Below are 18117 nucleotides of genomic sequence, written 5' to 3' on the forward strand. Positions count from 1 at the left end.
AATTTGGGAATAAGGTAGGTTTGATAACCACCGCCAACAAAGGCAAGAAAATCATTCTCGGGATTAAAGCATTTTTGCAAACTCCTTACGATGGTCACACCATAGAACCACTTTTGGAACAGATGGAAACCGGTGGTCAAAAGCTCCCAAAAGAACTCGTTTACGATAGAGGTGGCAGAGGAAAATCAGAAATAAAGGGCGTGAAAATCTCCATCCCAAGCACTCCAAGAAAAAAAGACACTGCTTATCAAAAGCAGACAAAGCGCAAAAAATTTAGAACCAGAGCGGCAATAGAACCTATCATCGGACATTTAAAAACCGATTTTAGGCTGGCAAAAAATTACTTCATGGGAGAAACGGGACCACAAATCAATGCATTACTAGCTGCAACCGCTTGGAACATGAAGAAAATGATGGAACTACTGAAACAGAAAATTATTTTCTTATTTTATAAGATACAAATTATGCTGTTTTCTAATCCTGTTTTTAAAAATAAATTAAATAGTGGGTTTTGTTAAGGAACGACTAACTAGACGGACCTCTATCCATGAGCAAAAATCACTTTTCCGGTCTCCCTACATTTTTTATTTGTCCCCATAGAAAAACTTTTGTTTCCGCATATCCATCTTTGGTATGGGATATGGTTATTAACAATATATTTCGACGATACCCCTTACGCACATTGAGACAAATAGTTGCTTTTATTTATCTGTGGGGGCAACTCAAGGCATATTGTGAAGAACTCGCAATATCTGTCATAGAAATTATATTCTTTCCATACTTTATTTAAAGGCTCCAATTGTTCTGTTTATTTAATTAGCAAATATTGCTACTCTATTGAATAATTCCAATTACCTAATACTTTTGGTATCTCCCAGGACTTAGCTTTGGCCTTATAATTATTGAAGTGGCCTTTTTCCCAAGTGGTAATATGGTAGCCCTTGCAGAACTTACAATAATAAGCCCTTTTGCAGGCGTCTTTGCCCATGCGGTGCTTGATGCGTTTGCCATCCAATTTGTTTCTCACCCGGGATTTGAACTTAAAATTAAGTATTGCCCACTCAGCCTCTATTAAAGAAGGAAATCCAACTTTACCAGTGGCACGGCATTTCCGGGTATTGACCTTTGTCTTTTCCATAACCTGTGTTTTTAAGCTTACTTGTTATTAATTTACTCTTTCTCTATCGGCACCTTCAGCATAACCCATTCCCTGATATGCTTGGCAATCTTATCGGATACCTCAAAATCAGACCGCCCCTCAAATGGTATCCTGAGCACAATACGCAAACGGCCACGCTTGAGCTGATGACAGGACTGGATCATATCAAGGGGTATCGCCTTATCGCGGTCTATCTTCTGTACGAGTCCTTTTGTGCTATTTACAACTTCCTTTAGGCTTCGTTGTTCACCACAGGTAAGATTTTCGCTCATAGCTTTCTTTAAATAAAGGCTGACAAGCCCATTTTTATAGGTAAAAATTCCTAGATCCTTATACAGGATCTTTTGTGATAGAATTTTATTGTTGAGCAAAAATACCTCCTGCTCAGGATCCATACATTTTATTATCGCTAAGTCTATTTCCTCCATGGAATCGGGATCCTTATCTGCTATGCGTGCTTCCAGGACCTCATCTACCTCCCGCAGATCTGGAGAAAACAGGTTGATCTGATCCTCGAGGTCAATAATTTTTAATTGATGTCGCTGGTTATCTTCCCTCAGTTTCTCAGATAGCTTTTTTTGCCTTTGATATACTGTCGCATAGAAATACACTGTGTAGCACATGTTCAGCACAAGGACACCACTAAATAGGACCATTAATGGAAATAACAGCCATTCCTCTTTGGCCATAACATCGGGACCGATAATCCAGAACAGAAAAAATGTGGGCAGTACACAGCAAAAAAACAGCTGTGTACTGATTCGTTTTTCAGGCACTCTCAGCCAACTCTGCCTTCTGTCCAATAGCACAATGACCAAACGGATATATAGAAAAGTAATGGCAACCATCAGGACAAAAAAAAGATAGCTATAGATGATCGGCCATTCTGCAAGCCGGCCCGCTAAAGCTCCCCGGTACCCCACATACCAGCAAATACCACCAAAGGCAAAAGACGCAATCAATAACCAGATAACATCCGGATAGTTTACATCCAGTTCCTTACTACCCCAATAGTTGTCCTGACCCATGCTTTTCATATATCCAAATCAATGTTTTATTCATACGCTATCCAAATATTGTCCGCATCAAGTTTGTCTGTCCCTTCCATTTGGGAGTTAGGGTTATCGCCTTTCAGCGTCCGTTGTCCCATACAGACAAATCCAGCTAAATGCCAGCCGAAAGGCTCATTAAAAATTTCCCTTTACGAAGAAATTTTTGTTATATAAATTTAACCATTTATTTTTTAAACAACATCTTCAGGCCAAATACCAGGTCCTTGAAGTTATTTTTATGTCGCCAGTCAGCATAAATAATTCGCCTATCGGATGAAAATATTAGTCTTTGTTGTTTGAAAAGCACCTTTCATTGTCAATAAAATAGCCTTCACTGTAAAAAAAAGTTCTTTGTTGAAATTGAGCAGATATCCGGCAAAATTTCCTGCCATTATGGGTAATTTTAATAAACAGTTCACTGGTTATAAACCCCGGGATCGATGAGAACAATAGAAAAAATATTTCTCCCATTTAGCCGCAATTATATATTTATTGCAATTGCTGCGCTAGTTACCTTATATGGGCTTTTTGGAGCCCGGACACCCGGCCAGCACGTATATAGTATCGGTGTGTTGGTCGTGCTTATTCCATTTTTGGAGATCCGTAACCAGATACGGGTGATGCAGCTTTTCTTTGTTTTTTTTGTCTGTATCCAGGTCAGCAGCATAGCGTTCTTTGACCGTCTTCCTTATAGGCTGTTGATTGGTTCCCAGCCCTTTTGGCCAGCTGTAAGAATTGGCATTCCAGTCGCATATATCCTCTGCGCAATGGCACATGTGTTTTCCCTCCGGAAGATAAGCCTGGTCAAGCTATATGGACTGAAATTTCCTGTCATGATTTTTGCCTCGATCTGGTATGTCCGTATGCTTCTGATTATGAACAATTGCCAACATAATGCATACGAGTCTGCTGTGCGTATTCCGGCCGTCGTTCTCCAAAAATGTCCTGTTTGCTGCAATATCCATGAATTATGGTTTTCGTTCAGCTATGAAGGAAAACAGCGCACGGTTTCCATAGATGTTCATCCAAAACTCTACAAGCGTACAAGCGAAGGGGATTCGCTTACGCTTCAGATGCACCATGGATTATATGGCTGGCCATGGTACCATAAAGATATCAAAAGGAGGTACAGATGATTGTAAGTTTACAAAACCTGACAATGCTCATTGAAGCCATAGATCATCTGGATAACAAGGATATCCCAGAGCATCTGTGTGAAATCAGAGCGGCCTGCAATAATAATTTTGCGCTTGCATTGCAGGCCCACCGGGAGATCATCAGGGTAGATAATGCTCGTCAGGCCATCCGGCTATACCATACACAATTGCTGCATCTATACCATCTGCTGAATAACTTCTGTAAAGAGCGTAAAATTGAAAATCCTGCAGCACTGGTTGCCCTGGAAGAATTACTTGGGCGAATCGAACATCTCTTTAATAAAGATATTGATCCCTGTACGCCGCTGCCGGAGCATTATTACCTGCGGATGTATGAATATGTATATGCAGATATGCCCAATATCTTGGATAGGTTGGCTCAAAAAAACATACCGCAAGCCTATCTCACCGAAATTCTTTCGGCTATGGACAGCCTATTTGAAAATGGCAAGATCCCCTATATTCAATACCGTCATCGGGATTACCTCTCGCAGGTAATTGAATCGCTGCGCCAATTGGCCGACGACAGGCGCCAAAGTAAAAACTGGCATTATCGCTTTTTGGTTCTCATGATCAACCTGAATTTTAACCATATGGGATTTTTCAACCGATGGAAAGAGTTGTACACTTCAGATCCTTCGTTTATGGATGCCCTATTGCGTTTTCCCAAACACTTCTCCTGTATCCCGGACTTTGCATATGATAGCAACCGAAGGAGCCTGCTGAAGTTAATGCGGGAGTACATGGAGGAGGAAAATATCTCCCCGTCTACAACCATTCAGGATCATCCCCAACAGTTTATCCAGAGCAATTTTAATGGCAAAGAGCTCAAACTGTGGATGCATATATCTGTCAAAGCCAATATTATGTGGTCGTCGGAGAAAAAAGAAGTTGCCGAGGTGTTTTCCAGACTTGTCAAAACGAGGGAAGGCACCTTACTTTCTGCCCATAGCCTGATCAGGATGGACAAAAGCGCCGAGTTTCATACAGCGCTACGTATCCGCAAAGTATTGAATACGATGCTCGCCGAATTGAATAAACAGTTTCCGGAATTAAAATAAGTGAATACAGGGAATTTTTAAAAATGGGGGGTATGCCATCGCTACACCTCCTCGGTAAGTTTATTCTGCCGATCAAAAACAGCTATAGCTATACCCACAACGACTGTTTTACCAAGAATTCTCCCCTGATTATTTTACCGCATATTACACCCTTAATACATCCCGGTCTTTGTTAGAATCAAATAGGGACAGGTAATTTTTCCAGATCAGCCATTTCGTTACACCTGCGCTGGTCTGTTTTCCGTACTACCTTTGTTTTACAGCGTACGAGAAAGTAGAAGCTGACGCTCAGGCAGGCCGCTGTATCCAATGGAGGGGCAGGTACGGTGCCCTGTTTTTGAAACGACGAAAAATAATAAAACAGGAATAGGAAATAATAAATACCATAATATAAATAATTAAAGTTATGGAAGCGAATAAAACCAGCAACATGATATACAAGATCATTCGTGCAGCACTGATACTTTTTTGGGTCTATGTGGGGATGGAAAAACTTTGGCAGCTCGCAGCATTCAAGATTGCCCTTGAGCAGCAACCGGTGATCAGTTATCTGGCTCCGATGCTCTTTTGGTTACTTCCGCTTATGGAGATAGGTGTTGGCGTATTGCTAGGGGTACCATCAGTCAGGCAGCGCGCTTGGGGATGGAAAGTTTCGACGATACTGATTATTGTTTTTAGTATTTATATCGGTCTGGGGGTATTGAATGTATACGAAAAGAAACCCTGTATGTGTACCAGCTTTCTGAGCAATATTTCTTGGATAAAGCATCTATTTGTCAATCTCGTCATTCTAGGTCTTTCGATAACAGGATGGCTATTGCATCGTACTGTGGTCAGATCTAGTGAGCAGGCCCTGACGGGCAAAATAAACATCGCATTATTCCTGATAGGCTTTCTGGCAACAGGAGCTATGGACATAGGATATATCCATCATACAACATCAAAGGATATCCGGTATATTTTACACAGTCAATACGATTACCCGGAACATAACCAGGTCAGTAGGCCTACAGTAGGCAGCCTGACATATAGATATGATCGGTACACAGGTCCGTACCGACAATTATTTACCAAAAGTTTGCAGGCCATCACTTTTACCAATCAATTACTGGCTTGCACTACAGAAAGGAGGGTAGCGTTATGCTAACCAAATTTTTAAACAATTATGGCTACATGATATTAGGCGGAGCCATGATTATCGGTTTCTCAGCATTTAAAGGCGCTGAGGCTTATGCAGGAAAAAGTTTAGCTCCTGTAACTGTTTATTTCAATGGAGATCCATTGAATGCATCCCAGGTGGCCGACGAATCGCGTTGGACAACAGCTCCAAATGGGCAGAGCTGTAACACCACTAACAACAAAGCCTGTTCGCTTCCGGTCGACCATACCGACCTGAGCGGCTCGGCTTTAAACCCGGCAAGAATCTCACTTGGTTCAGCACCGGGTGCGGGCGGATCGGGATCAGGTTATATCCCGACAAGAACAGGTGGTTCGAGTCCGACACCTTTCAACCCTGTTAACCGAAATTAGTGCCCATTTCAGTCCAAAGGCTGTCCAATTTTTTTGGACAGCCGATTTTTTTAAGTGTATTTGCCCCTGACTGTTTCTTTTTCAACGGATAATTACCTCAGGGGCTTTACTTTTTTGGAGCAAGGACTTCTTTTGTAAATCGACTATTCATAGGTATGTATCCTGCCTTTTCTACTTAGCCTTGCAATTTCGGCTGGATTTACAATGGATTTTGCTCCATTCCGGTCAGTCTGATAATATCATCCGGCAATGGCAGGGCATAGCGGTTTGCGTTTGGTTCCAGCCTATATTCTTTTCCGCTTAGAAACCGTTTCTGAACAATGCCGGCGCCTTCCAGATTTAGGCGTTTGATGTCGATCCATCTCAGTCCGCGAAAAACCAGTTCCTTTCGCCGCTCCCTTAAAACCAGGGCAAGGACATCATCTTTCCCCTTTAGGGAATACGGTACAAATGTTCCTGACTTATATCGTTTCAGCAGGAGTTTATTGAGGTCAGTCTGTGCCTGCTCCAATTTCCCCATGCGCGCCAGGCACTCAGCCCGTACCAGGTACATTTCGTCCGTTGCGGGTCCGCTGAACAGCCCCGGGCTCTCCCACTGACTAGCCCCGATAGCATAGTTCCCCTTAAATCCCTGATGACCACCGGGGCCTTCCTTAAAATAAGCCAGCTTCCTGAGGTCGTTTTCCCCGTACGAGGCATACAGTACACTGTCCACCAGGGCCCTTTCAATACCACCCATCTCATAATAGGCAATGATTTCCTTATTAAACCGTATAAAAGGAACTTCAGCTGTAAGGTCCACCTCGGCCGGATTATTAAAATCCTGTAATTCATCCCTGATCTGCAGGAGCTTATCCGCATAATAATAAGCCGAATCATAACTGGCCATCGAAAGATAGGCCCTTGCCAGCACCCCAAATGCCGCTCCCCTGGAAGGCCGCATGACATGCGTACCCGTTTTGGGAAGCAGTTCGGCAGCCTGACGCAGATCGGCGAGCAATGCCCCATAGCAATCTGCTACCGGGGAACGGGTCGATTTTTCGTTCATATCCGCTGAATTGCGCAGGACGATCCCCAGATCTTTCCCTGCAGTAGGGGCATGATAAGCCCTGGAGAAATTCCAGAGCAGGGAGACGTATTGGTTTGCCCGGACAAAAAGAGCGCTGCCCTTGATCCTGTCGTAATCCTGGGCATTCTGCCCTGTACGTTCGATCTTCCCCAGACGCTCCAAAACCAGGTTGCAGCTATACACAGGGGTATATCCGGCCGACCAGTCGTTGCTAAAATTATAATGCGTATCGCTCCAGGTATAGATCAATCTGTCCCGGTCTGTTTGATCCGCCAGGGCAGCCTGATCCAAAAAGTAATTATCCGCTGACCGCTCCCCGATACTGCCCATATTTTTGTTCATGACCCGGGAATTGTCCAATAATTTCTGTAGGTCATCCAGGTTCTTCGGGATGACCAGGCTATCATTTGAGGGTACCTCCAGATATTTGCCACAGGAGTTCAGGAGCAGCAGCACTGTTATTATTCCCAGAAAACCCGATAGGTAGCTATTTTTCTTCTTCATGTTGATTTCTTTTTATTTGCCGATATTTTATTCCCCGAATGCTGATCCTATTAAAAATCCAGCTGAAGTCCCAGTGAAAGTGTCCTTGCAGGCCTCAGCCGGTAGGCAAATTCAGGGTCGATCCCCTGCCGGTTCGCCCGCCATAGTATTCCCAGGTTTGCCGCATTTGCCAGCAGCCGGATATTCATCTCCCTTCTCTTTTGTTTAAGCCGTTTCCTCCAGGAGAAATTGACATACTCCAGCCGCAGGTGGTCCCCTTTGAGCACGTTGATGCTGGCCCGCGTATAGAGTGCATCGGCATCCGAGGAAAAGGGATAGTTCACGGCCGGCACATCTGTTGTCTGCTCATCGCCTGCTTTCTGCCAGCGGCGCTCAAAATCCGGATACGCTTCGCCGCTGTTGAACAGGCCAAAAGAAGTCGTCACAGGTTTATTAAAATAATAGCCCCCTTTAAAGCTGAGGTTGACCGAAAGTTCAAAATCACGGTAGGCAAACGTGTTGATCAGATTGCCGAAACAGGTCGGCTTGGCAGGGCCGATATAACTGACGGTCCCGTTTCCCCCGGGGTGCAGGGAAGCTGACCTAAAAATAGCCGCATAGTCCGAACTTGCCTCTCCCTCCAGCATGCCCTGGGGCATGCCCTGACTGTTGAGCCCCATCCAGGTATATGCCGCAATGGCGTTCAGCGGACGGCCAACAACCGGATTGACCATGTTTCCATTGGCCAGAAAATAGAGTATGCCCTCGCTGTTCTCATTATAATAGGCCGTTGTCTTATTGCTGTTCAGTCCCAGCAGCAGGCTGCTGCTCCATTTCAGGCTACCGGTCGTATTGACCGAGCTGAGTTTGATATCCCATCCCACGCCCCGCATTTCTGCGACATTCTTCACGATGGTCCCATCGGCGCCCCATACCGTATAGTCATAGGCCGTCTGGCCATACAGGTCTTTCCCATATTTCCGGTAATGGTCCACTGACCCTGAAATGCGCCCTTTGAACAGGGAAAAATCAGCCCCAAAATTTAACATGCCTACCTTTTCCCAGCGCAGTGAGGGGTCATTCAGGCTAAAGATCCCCAATATCGGGTAGAGGGTACCCGGATCAATCCCTGTACCGGCAATGGGTTCGGGTGTCTTGCGCAGGTCAACATTGCCGCTATAGCCGTAGGTAACCCTGAGCTTGAGCTGGTCGGCCCATTTCACCTTAAAAAAATCCTCCCGGTCCAGTTGCCAGGAAGCGCCCACCGACCACAGGGGCGACCATTTATCATTGGTGGTCGCGCCGAAAATATTGGCACCATCCCTCCGGAAACTCGCCGAAAGACCATACTTTTCAAGGTATAGGTCAGAGAAGTTGCTATAGACGGAAACAAAACGGTTTGTCGTTCTTGTAAACATGGGGGTGCCCGGGATGTTCAGATACAGATTGTCCGGAACGGTGGGAAATGTCGTCAGGTAATCCACGGGAGCTGAACTGAGCGGTACTTTATTATAGCCATAGGCCGTATTGAAACTTCCCGACAGCTGGTTTTCCCTGATCTCCGCGCCCAGTATCCCCTGGATACGGTGCTTCCCGAATGTCCGGTTTAAATCCAGCTGCGTCCTTCCCGTATAAGATCTTCCCTGCTGCTGGTCCTGTTCACGGATAGCCCCCATGGGCACATTGTATCCGCGCTCACCCGTCGCTGGATCAACGGTCATAAACTGATTGATCTTTAAACGGGTAAAGTAGCTATCCTGTTCATGTAAGCCTATGTTTTCGATCTGCTGGTTCTGCCACTGAAATCCGATATTAGCGCTCAAAAAGCTGAATAGCTGATAGCGCAGATTGGTCGTTGCAAATAATTCGTTCAGCTGGCTGCTCTTCCTGTCATAGCTGTAGTCCTGTAGGGGGTAATATCCCCAGTCCAGGTAGCCATCCGAATAATGCCTGTCCAGATAGGATTTATTGAACTGGCCCTCAAAGGGGACTTCCTGACCATCCCCATTCCTAAAATGCAGGTAGGGGAACCTCTTTCCCAGGGATTTAAAGGTAGAGAAATCAGGCCTACCGGAAATATCCCGCTGGTGTGTATAGTTCACCACCAGGTCTAGCTGCAGTTTTTCTACCGGCCTGAAGCTATTTGAGAGCTGCAGGTTCAGTTTATTGCTACGGGCATCAAGGGCTGTTTTATTGGTTGTATAACCCATCCCCAGTCCATAGGCATGTTGACTGCTTCCGCCCTTGATATGCAGGGAAAGCTGATTGGAAAACGGAGTTCCATAAAAACTTTCCGAAAAATTACGGCGCCCGTCCTGCCGCATCAGCCAATCGATGGATTTCGCGGAATCTGCGGCACTTATTAGATTATTTTTGCGGTCATTGAATATATTGATGGCCGGTGTCATGGCGTAATAGGGCAGATAGTTCAGAAAAACATCATAATAGCCCTTATCGAACAGCTGCTTTTCGATCGCGATAAAATCCGCATTGGATACCTGATAGATCTGTCTGAGGTCGGGCTTCTGCCTCAGGATCCAGGTATTGCCAAAAGAAATCCTCACGGGCTGTGCGGTGCCAAGGGTACCTTTTTTTGAGGTCATCACGATCACACCGTTTCCGGCCCTTGCTCCCCAGATGGCACTGGCGGCGGCATCCTTCAGCACGGAAACCGATTCAATGGAAGCCGGATCGATATTACTGATATTTCCCTCGTAGATAAATCCGTCCAGCACGACCAGTGGATCGAGATTGCCATTGATCGTACTCAGCCCCCGCACTGAAAAATTCAGCTTCTGCAGGTCGGCATTATTGATGGGCTGGTTATCAAAGCGGATTCCGGCAGTTATATTGTTCAGCCGTTCCAGCACATTCAATCCGGTCTGCTGCCCCAGCAGCTCACTGGAGACAACTTCGACAGCTCCGGTGATATCCCGCGCTTTTACGGTCTGGTAACCCGTACTGACCAGCGCCTCCTCTAGGTAGTTGACCTGCCTGTCCAAAAACAGGGACGTACCCTCCCGGAAGAAACCTGCCACTACCTTTTTAGGGGTAAAGCCCACGCAGGAGAAGAGCAGCGAATCTTTCAGGTTATGTACCCTGATGGTAAATTTCCCGTCCGCTGTACTGCGGGAAGGATTACCCTTGCCTGCCGCCCGCACCGTTACCCCCGAAAGCGGCTGCCGATTGTCGCCTGAATACACCTGCCCCGAGATTAGCAGGTTATCCTGCTGGGCATGGCTCCAAAAACTCCAGCAGAGTATAAGTATGATCAGATAATATATTTTCATAACAATAAGGCTGTTGGGTTAATCGATTCGGCTGATGTATGGATATTCTTTTTCCTGGCTCTCCATAGTGAGCCGTATACCCTTTTCGGCTAAAAAAGAAATCTTCTTTGCCGGCTGCATGCGCTCAAAACCCACTGGAAACTTCAGGTCGACCCGGATATCCGGGTGAGGTCCAATGGAAACCGGCAGGTCCATATACAGGTGCAATGTACTGAGCAGGGTGACCAGGGGATAGTTCTGAAAATAAAGTAGTCCGTCCGACGGATTTACATTGGCCTGCGGCAGGCCTCCTTTGGATGTCAGACCTGAAATATTGTCCAGAATGTCTACCGAATAATAGGATACCCGTCCATGCTTCCGTTCCACTTTGAGCCGGAAATAATCTGTAAACGCCTGCCTGAAATAACGCTCGGCACCGGCGGACGAGATGGTATCTTCCACAAAGAGCTGATAGCAATATTGGTGCTGCTGGCGGAGTCCACCCTGCAGCATGGCCTGGACACTCTCTTTTAGACCATCTTCAAACACATAATCGGTTTCCCCAAATTCCAGCAGCTCGTTTTTAAAGGCGGTCAGCAGCATAAAATTGAAGGCCGCATTCAGCATCTGATAGTTGGACTTACCATTTTTACTGACGACATTGGGATAGGTGGGCAGATAATCCGGCAGATAGCCTCTGATAGCCGAGAGAAACTTTACGCCTGTTGTATCAAAGATCGGAGGTATTTCCTCCGTAATGTCCCTATTGCGGAATTCTCCCCTGAGCTGCAGGTCAGCGGTCTTATTTTGCAGGATAGCTTCAATGTTCCTTGTACCGACCTCACCGGGTAGGGTATTGCCAAGAAAAATACCTTTCTGATTGACCCAGGCAATATTGGGGATGGTATTGTGCGGGAAAAGCCCCGTCAGGACGGTATCCTCCAGAACCGTCGCCAGCCCGATCTCAAAATTGTACTTTTTCCTGTAGCTGTTCAGCAGCAGTTTAATCCGGCGGTCTGTATCCCTGTTTCTTTTGCTGTTGACCAGGACGACCATTACCTGCTTTGGAAACCGCTTTTGAATCTCCTCCATGTGTGGAAGGTTTTCGATGCAACTCGGGCAGCTCGTTGCCCAAAAATCAAAGAGGATCAGCTTTCCTTTTAGCTGCGACAACCGGACTGTTTTCTTCTGGCCTTTGAAATCATGTAGTTCAAACGAAGTATCCCATATTGCCTCGGGAATTCTTTCGCCCGCTTTGAGCGGTGATACCTGCCCGGCAGCAGCCCGTGTTTCCACGGACTGTGCAGAGCATAAACTAAACATAGAAACGAAAATCGCGGTTAACGTCTTTAGAAGATTGTTTCCCCTGTGAAGGCGCGTTTTTAGGATATCTTTTATTAGTAATAGTATGAGTATGATCATAATTGGGTCTGTTTATGGTCGAAAAATTACCGATACGGAAAGGACGTATTTATCCCATTACGCTCAATAGCGTTCATTTTTCGAAGAAAAATTGGTTTGTTTTTGGTTTATAATATAGAAAATAGCCGCCCCTGAGCCCCAATTTATATCGGATTTGGTCGGGACAAAGAGGGAGCGTTATATAGGTAACCGTAGGGTTACTCCGGTGGACAAACTAATTTTTGAAGCAGGTACTTTTTGCTAGCATAAAAAGCAAAATAAGCATCACTGTTACCATTTTTCAATGATAAAAGATGATGCTTATTCTGTGTGCTTGTTCTCATCAGCTCTTATTTCTAAGAACTCTCCAAGAAGTGGCAAAAATGGATTGACTGCCGGCTTATCTTTACAGCGAGGTTTTGGCGAAACCTTTACTCATCACCCTAGGGTGTGACTTTCAGTATTCCATACTTCGAAAAGTATGGGCAATGCTCAGATGAAGCAAGCGCCAACCCTACCCTAGGAGTTTATATCTCCCAAAGATAGGAAAATTGACGCATTACCCACACTCGCATTGCTAAATCGCCAAATCCGCTACGAGAGTTCGATATTGTAATATCCTACTTTTTTATTCAATTCTCTACAAGCCCATTTTACTGCTTGTTTAAAACAAATATATTAATAATAATCTAAAAAAGAGAATTTATTTGCGCTTTTTTAGATTACTTTTATTTTGATTTTGTTGCATGAAAAAATTTAGTGCAACAATAACGAGAAAAAATATATTTATATTAATCCGCTATAGTGGACTGACATTGGAGGAATTTGGGAATATCATCGGATTGTCTAAAAGGTGGGTTCAATACGTGAAAGAAGGTAAATATGATTTTGATATACCTTCTATTGAAAAGGCTAGTAATTTCTTCAATGTACCATTTATTAAGTTAACAACAACCATTGTTACACCAAGTTTTGGTTATCGTAAAATGTTGGAGGCATATCATAAAAATAATACTGAATACAGTAAAATCCTGTCTGAACCTCCCTCAATTCCATATCTTATTGAATTTATCTTAATGAAAGACTCAGAATTTACTACGAGAACCGAAATGGAAATTAGAGATATAAGAAAAATTATAAGCAAATATGATCTTGATTATAAAGGGAGCAGTCTATCTACAGAGCTTCAAAAGTCTGATTTTGTGGAATTCTGGCCACACCCGACAAAAAATAGGACAAATTTGTATAGAGCAAAAATATAAATTACTGCCAAATTTCGCCCTCTTAAAGGTTAGAGGCTCAAGTGGCAAATACTATCCCATTGTCACCACTTAGGCCACCAAAAGGCAAGATGGTACAATTGGGTCAAGGGCGCTAGTAGGGGTAGTGTGATTGGGCGTTCACTATACCCTTGACCTTTGAACCATCGTGGCTATATTTGCTTTTGCGGTGACAATAGATATCCATATTTACAGTTATTGATATATGCAGATATATATAAAATTCTTTATTATTAGCGCATACCTCGCCCTCTGCCTTTCTTTTTTCGCTTTCTTTTTCTTTCCTCTTCAGCAGCAACAGTATCATGTCCTCCGAAATCCTGAACTGGGGCTAGCAGAATATCCAATAGCCCCCAACTAGTTTCTGGAAATGAAGGTACCGATCCTGTTAGCTGTGGAAATTTCTCTAAGTCCACCTTTGAAAGAATCGATTCGTCCTGTTGCTTTTCCCTTGCTGTATCTCCGCCACTCTTCAATTGTCTGTCAAGTGTATGCAGTGCCGCCTGTTGGTCAATATTTCCGTTCTTCATCGTATTTGCGTAGAGCAGTGTATCTTTCAATTTTCGATCAAAGCCGAACATCCTGTCAAAAACTGTCTCGCCGCACTGCTTGAAAGCCATCTGGTCAAACTGTCCCATTTTTTTTGAGTGTTCCACATTCCTTCCACGTGACCTGTTCTGGGGGCTTAGCTTGATCCTGTTTGTTATATCTTTTCTACTTACAATGACCTGAATATGGAATTGCGGTCCTTCCTTACGTTCTCCTATTTTTTTTGTGCCATTTTTTACCTCTCTGTCCCTGTGGCTGTAATACCGATAATTTTCCAGTTTGGCAAACCATAATAGATCCCTGCCGCTCTCTATTCCGGGGCGCCTGAAATTGCGGGCATATTCATCCATGATCTTTACAGCATATTCTTTCATTTTTTCCCTTGCGCCCTGTTCGCCATAAGTAGCCAGCAGAAAGCTGATCTCCTTTCTGCTGGGGCTGATGTTGACCAGAAAAAACTTACTATCTTCTTTTCCAAGCTTGGCAACATTACCATCTATACCGATACGGACTTCATGCGGCCTGATGTTATTGCTAGCCCCATTGAACCAATGCTGAGGGACTTTGTTTTCAGCAAGACGGTTTTCCTTTTCAAGGTAGGAGACTAGATTCCCGCAGCTTCCTTTATTGTCCCCCGTCTCTGAATCTGTAATATTGATATACATAACAATAACTAAAGTTTATCCAGTGCTTCCCTGACCTGTTTGGCCAACTCCTCCTTTCTGGCGGAAGAAACCGGCCAGCCCAGCGTTTCCCGCTGACTTATGTAATGTTCAAGGATCCTTCTGAAACTATCTTTTAACTCCTGCCTTTCTGCGATCCCCAAAAGTAATTTCTTAAGGACTTTATCGAGACTCCCGAGATATTCCGTATTTGCTTTCAGAAATTTTGACGATTGCTGCTGTTCATCCGTAACCATTTCTAATGTGCCTGATTGCTGTTTATTGATGGCAGTTAGCTCGTCGAGCATGGAATAGACCGGAACCAACAGGTCGGTTTCCTGCTTTCTGATAAAGGAAAGTATACGGCTTATTCCACTGGAAAGTTCTTTTTTCAGTACCTCGTCGTTCAGATCGGCCGGATCCTTCTTACTTCTGTAGAAATAATCGACCATCTGCACCACCAGCAGGCGTTTTGTCCTTCCGAGTTTGAGGGAAAGGTGTTCGAGCCTGCCGTCCACTTCTATTGGGAAGCGGACGGACCTTGTGTTTTCATCGGATCTAGCCATTGCTACAGGGATTGTTGTTCAAGATAAACCTGAATCTGCTCGCTCTAGTAGGATGCCATGACGGTGTATACTCCAGATAACCATACCGGACAAGCTCGGAAAGGCATTTATGATAGGTAGCGATGGAACGTATGCGCGAAAAATGCATCAGTTTCCTGCGACTGGTATGAAAAGGATCATTGAAATTATCCTGCTGCTGAAAATAAAGAAGAGCCATGACAAGTCCGATATGTGATGGCAAGAGTCTGTTATCTTTTGCGATATATTCAAAATAGACGCCAAAGCTCTGGTCATGTATATTATTAGCCATTACCTTCTCCTCCTTCCATCATCTTATCCACATCGCTAGTGCGATAATACATACTGCCACCGATTTTCTTGAATGGGAGGGTACCTGTGATCCGCAGGTTCTGTAGTGTACCCGGGGATATTTTCAGTTTCTTTCTTACCTCACGGCTGCGGAGCCATTCTCTGTCTTCGTCAGTTTTTTCTTTTGTTAGGATCTGTCTGATTTCTTCGAGCAGGTCTTTCTTGAACTGCGACAGGTCTTCTTTTGTCAGGATGTCTAGTAGCATAATAAACCAATTTTGTGAATAATATGGGCCCCAGCTATATGCAGGGCCAATGCTACAAAATTGGGTACTGGAAAAGGAGTTTGGATGACCACCGGACAGCGCTGGTCATGTTCAGGAATCAAACAGGACTGACGTTAACCCTGATTTTTGGGAATAATCTCGAACAGTTTCTTTTCTTCCGGAATTTTGACTCCTTTCATGGAATCTTTCGGATCTTTCTGTACAAAATAGTTTCGGACGGTATTGACCGGTATATCTTTGCCATTATAGACAAAATATTTTGAGACCATTTTATAATAGGGACTTTCGTGGTCACTGACCAGTAGTTTTCTCCCATTGGGAAGAGTTAAGTTTTTCATCTGCTGCAACAGGTCTATAAATGTAGGAAGGTGTTCGTCCTGTATCATCGGCCTTACAGAGACCTCATATTTATCCAGATCGGACAGTTTGGTCCGTAATATCTCTAGCTCTGACCGTAATCTAGCGATCTCTTCGTCTTTCTCTTTTATAAGCATGTCATTTGGCCGGATATTCCATTTGTCCAATGGAACTAAAAAGGCCAGAAATTCATTCAGTTTTCTGGTATTGGAGACATGGAGCGCATGTTTGGAGGAAAAAGGATCCTGTCCCACAAAATAAGCTATCCTGCCAGAAACAATATGCCATACGTGGGAAAAGAACTCTTTTTCTGAGCGGTTGCCGCCAGAGAGATAAAATTTCAGATGGTACCGGTAATAGTCACTAAAAGCCCCTTCCTCTAGACCATAGATCTTTAACAGAAAGTGGTTGTCCTCATATCCATTTTTGAGCCCAAGGATATTTCCAAGTTCATAAGGATGGGGACTGAAATCAAAGGCTGTTCTGGGTTTAAAGTAATGTAATGCCATAGCCCTAATTTAATGAAAAAATATTTTTGGCAGATCCTCCTAACGTTTTCATTTTTTTGTATATTAAAGGAACAAAGGATGCTAAAGCACTTTATATTCTTTAGCAAATTTTTTCATATTTAGGTTTATAATGAAGCTCCTGTTTCAGTCTTCCAATGACTGACAGGAGTTTTTTATGCAATTTCTCTTATTAACTCTTCCATATTTATATTTAGCTGTCTAGATAACTGCTAGGCTAGATATATAGCCTATTATATATCCAGCCTATTGTTAAGGAATCGAATATGACTTAAAGTATACTGCTCAGTATACCAAAAATGTGCTTTAGGATATTGTAGAGGCTATAGAGTATCCCCGGAGGATACTCACAACCCCATTTCTGGCGAATGGGGCAAGAAAAGTAGGGCTCTGCCCAACTTCTGCTTGCTCTATTGTATCGTCCTATTATAGGACATCACCACACATGTAACAGAAAGATTTCCTATAAAATATCTCCAAGTGTTCCTCCTCTAATCGCTAAGGTCAATTCCTCAGTAATATCGAATTTCGTCTCAAGCGTTGCAATTATACCAGAAATGGCAGATTTTGTTGTTCCAGTCACACTAACTATATAAGCCCTTTATATATGCAAGCTAAAATGACAAGCCTCTCCGGATTATTCGGTTGGTCTACTCTGGTTTTTCGAATAGAAATACACTACTGTAAAACTACAGGTGGATGAGATATTATCCTTAATATAAATTTAATAAACTGTGATATGATTCTTTGATTAGTTTTGTGGTATGAAACAGATGTCTGACCAAGAATTACTCTTCCTACTTCAGAAAGATGACCAGAGTGCTTTTTCGTGTCTGATGGATAGATATACGGAGATATTGGTTCGACATGTTTCAAGGAGGTTGAACTCTGTCACAGATGCTGCGGAAATTGTACAGGATATATTTTTATCCCTATGGAATAAACGCCGAGATATTTATACGGCAGAAGATTCACTTTATCCATATCTTTTTAAAGCGGCGAAATATGAGGTTATAAACCGAATGATAAAAAATAATCGTATGGTTGTTAACGAACAGCTCCTAGCACAAAGCTACAAGATTTCATACACTTCTTCTATCGAAGAAGATATGATAGCAGAGGAATTAAAGCAGATTTTATATCAAGCTGTTGACAAAATGCCAGAAACGATGAAGACAATATTCTATCTGAGTAGGGAAGAGTGTTTAAGTGTAAAAGATATTGCTTTAACGTTGTCTTTATCCGAACAGACAGTGAAGAATAATTTGACTTCGGCCTTAAAACATCTCCGTTTTGTAATTCGTCGAAACCATTATTCTACCTTACTTCTGATAAGTTTTACAATTCATATTAATAATACTATTTCATAATAATTTCTTAACAGTACCTGTGTCACTTT

General features: G+C 43.6%; 16 protein-coding genes and 1 pseudogene. 7 read left to right on the forward strand and 10 right to left on the reverse strand.

Features of this window, described 5'->3' with window-relative positions; genetic code table 11:
- Positions 1-518 (forward strand): annotated as a pseudogene (locus B3E92_RS03260) (IS5/IS1182 family transposase); the annotation flags it as partial.
- 311 nt (positions 519-829) lie between these two features.
- Here the strand turns inward: B3E92_RS03260 and B3E92_RS03265 are convergent.
- Together B3E92_RS03265 and B3E92_RS03270 are read right to left on the reverse strand one after the other, a co-directional pair.
- A complete protein-coding gene (locus B3E92_RS03265) occupies positions 830-1138 on the reverse strand; it encodes a hypothetical protein (RefSeq protein ID WP_286895375.1) in 309 nt (102 codons plus the stop codon).
- Between the two features lie 32 nt (positions 1139-1170).
- Positions 1171-2196 (reverse strand): hypothetical protein, encoded by a 1026-nt coding sequence (locus B3E92_RS03270; RefSeq protein ID WP_286895376.1) that lies wholly within the window; start codon positions 2194-2196, stop codon positions 1171-1173.
- A gap of 455 nt (positions 2197-2651) precedes the next feature.
- Between B3E92_RS03270 and B3E92_RS03275 the strand changes: the two genes are divergently transcribed.
- From B3E92_RS03275 to B3E92_RS03290, 4 genes are all read left to right on the forward strand, one after another.
- Positions 2652-3347: a hypothetical protein gene (locus B3E92_RS03275; RefSeq protein ID WP_286895377.1), complete on the forward strand. Its 696-nt coding sequence runs from the start codon at positions 2652-2654 to the stop codon at positions 3345-3347.
- On the forward strand, positions 3344-4429 hold the full coding sequence (locus B3E92_RS03280; protein WP_286895378.1) for a hypothetical protein: 1086 nt from the start codon (positions 3344-3346) through the stop codon (positions 4427-4429). The genes B3E92_RS03275 and B3E92_RS03280 overlap by 4 nt, the downstream gene beginning before the upstream one ends.
- A 430-nt stretch (positions 4430-4859) precedes the next feature.
- Positions 4860-5576 carry a MauE/DoxX family redox-associated membrane protein gene (locus B3E92_RS03285; RefSeq protein ID WP_286895380.1) on the forward strand — a complete coding sequence of 239 codons (717 nt, stop codon included), beginning with the start codon at positions 4860-4862 and terminating at the stop codon, positions 5574-5576.
- Positions 5570-5959, forward strand: a complete 390-nt coding sequence (locus tag B3E92_RS03290) for a hypothetical protein (RefSeq protein ID WP_286895382.1) — start codon at positions 5570-5572, stop codon at positions 5957-5959. The genes B3E92_RS03285 and B3E92_RS03290 overlap by 7 nt, the downstream gene beginning before the upstream one ends.
- A 199-nt stretch (positions 5960-6158) precedes the next feature.
- Here the strand turns inward: B3E92_RS03290 and B3E92_RS03295 are convergent, their stop codons facing one another.
- From B3E92_RS03295 to B3E92_RS03305, 3 genes are read right to left on the reverse strand one after another with little or no spacing between them, the layout of a single operon-like run.
- Positions 6159-7532, reverse strand: coding sequence for a RagB/SusD family nutrient uptake outer membrane protein (locus B3E92_RS03295; RefSeq protein WP_286895383.1), 1374 nt, complete (start codon positions 7530-7532; stop codon positions 6159-6161).
- Between the two features lie 50 nt (positions 7533-7582).
- On the reverse strand, positions 7583-10801 hold the full coding sequence (locus tag B3E92_RS03300) for a SusC/RagA family TonB-linked outer membrane protein (protein ID WP_286895385.1): 3219 nt from the start codon (positions 10799-10801) through the stop codon (positions 7583-7585).
- An 18-nt stretch (positions 10802-10819) separates the two neighbouring features.
- On the reverse strand, positions 10820-12202 hold the full coding sequence (locus tag B3E92_RS03305; protein ID WP_286895387.1) for a TlpA family protein disulfide reductase: 1383 nt from the start codon (positions 12200-12202) through the stop codon (positions 10820-10822).
- 725 nt (positions 12203-12927) lie between these two features.
- On the opposite strand from B3E92_RS03305, the gene B3E92_RS03310 reads away from it, so the two are divergent.
- On the forward strand, positions 12928-13443 hold the full coding sequence (locus B3E92_RS03310) for a helix-turn-helix domain-containing protein (protein ID WP_286895389.1): 516 nt from the start codon (positions 12928-12930) through the stop codon (positions 13441-13443).
- A gap of 251 nt (positions 13444-13694) precedes the next feature.
- Here the strand turns inward: B3E92_RS03310 and B3E92_RS03315 are convergent, their stop codons facing one another.
- From B3E92_RS03315 to B3E92_RS03335, 5 genes are all read right to left on the reverse strand, one after another.
- Positions 13695-14675 (reverse strand): DUF5712 family protein, encoded by a 981-nt coding sequence (locus tag B3E92_RS03315; protein WP_286895391.1) that lies wholly within the window; start codon positions 14673-14675, stop codon positions 13695-13697.
- An 8-nt stretch (positions 14676-14683) separates the two neighbouring features.
- The gene (locus B3E92_RS03320; RefSeq protein WP_286895392.1) at positions 14684-15238 is read right to left on the reverse strand and encodes a BfmA/BtgA family mobilization protein; all 555 of its coding nucleotides are present in this window, start codon (positions 15236-15238) and stop codon (positions 14684-14686) included.
- On the reverse strand, positions 15231-15548 hold the full coding sequence (locus B3E92_RS03325; RefSeq protein WP_286895393.1) for a hypothetical protein: 318 nt from the start codon (positions 15546-15548) through the stop codon (positions 15231-15233). Before B3E92_RS03325 ends, B3E92_RS03320 begins: the two co-directional genes overlap by 8 nt.
- Complete coding sequence (locus B3E92_RS03330) at positions 15541-15813, reverse strand: helix-turn-helix domain-containing protein (RefSeq protein ID WP_286895394.1); 273 nt, start codon at positions 15811-15813, stop codon at positions 15541-15543. The genes B3E92_RS03325 and B3E92_RS03330 overlap by 8 nt, the downstream gene beginning before the upstream one ends.
- 134 nt (positions 15814-15947) lie before the next feature.
- A complete protein-coding gene (locus B3E92_RS03335; protein WP_286895395.1) occupies positions 15948-16700 on the reverse strand; it encodes a hypothetical protein in 753 nt (250 codons plus the stop codon).
- 782 nt (positions 16701-17482) lie between these two features.
- Between B3E92_RS03335 and B3E92_RS03340 the strand changes: the two genes are divergently transcribed.
- Positions 17483-18088, forward strand: coding sequence for an RNA polymerase sigma factor (locus B3E92_RS03340; protein ID WP_286774740.1), 606 nt, complete (start codon positions 17483-17485; stop codon positions 18086-18088).
- Positions 18089-18117 lie beyond the last annotated feature (29 nt).

Source organism: Sphingobacterium sp. UBA6317 (genome assembly GCF_002440385.1).
Taxonomy (GTDB): domain Bacteria; phylum Bacteroidota; class Bacteroidia; order Sphingobacteriales; family Sphingobacteriaceae; genus Sphingobacterium; species Sphingobacterium multivorum.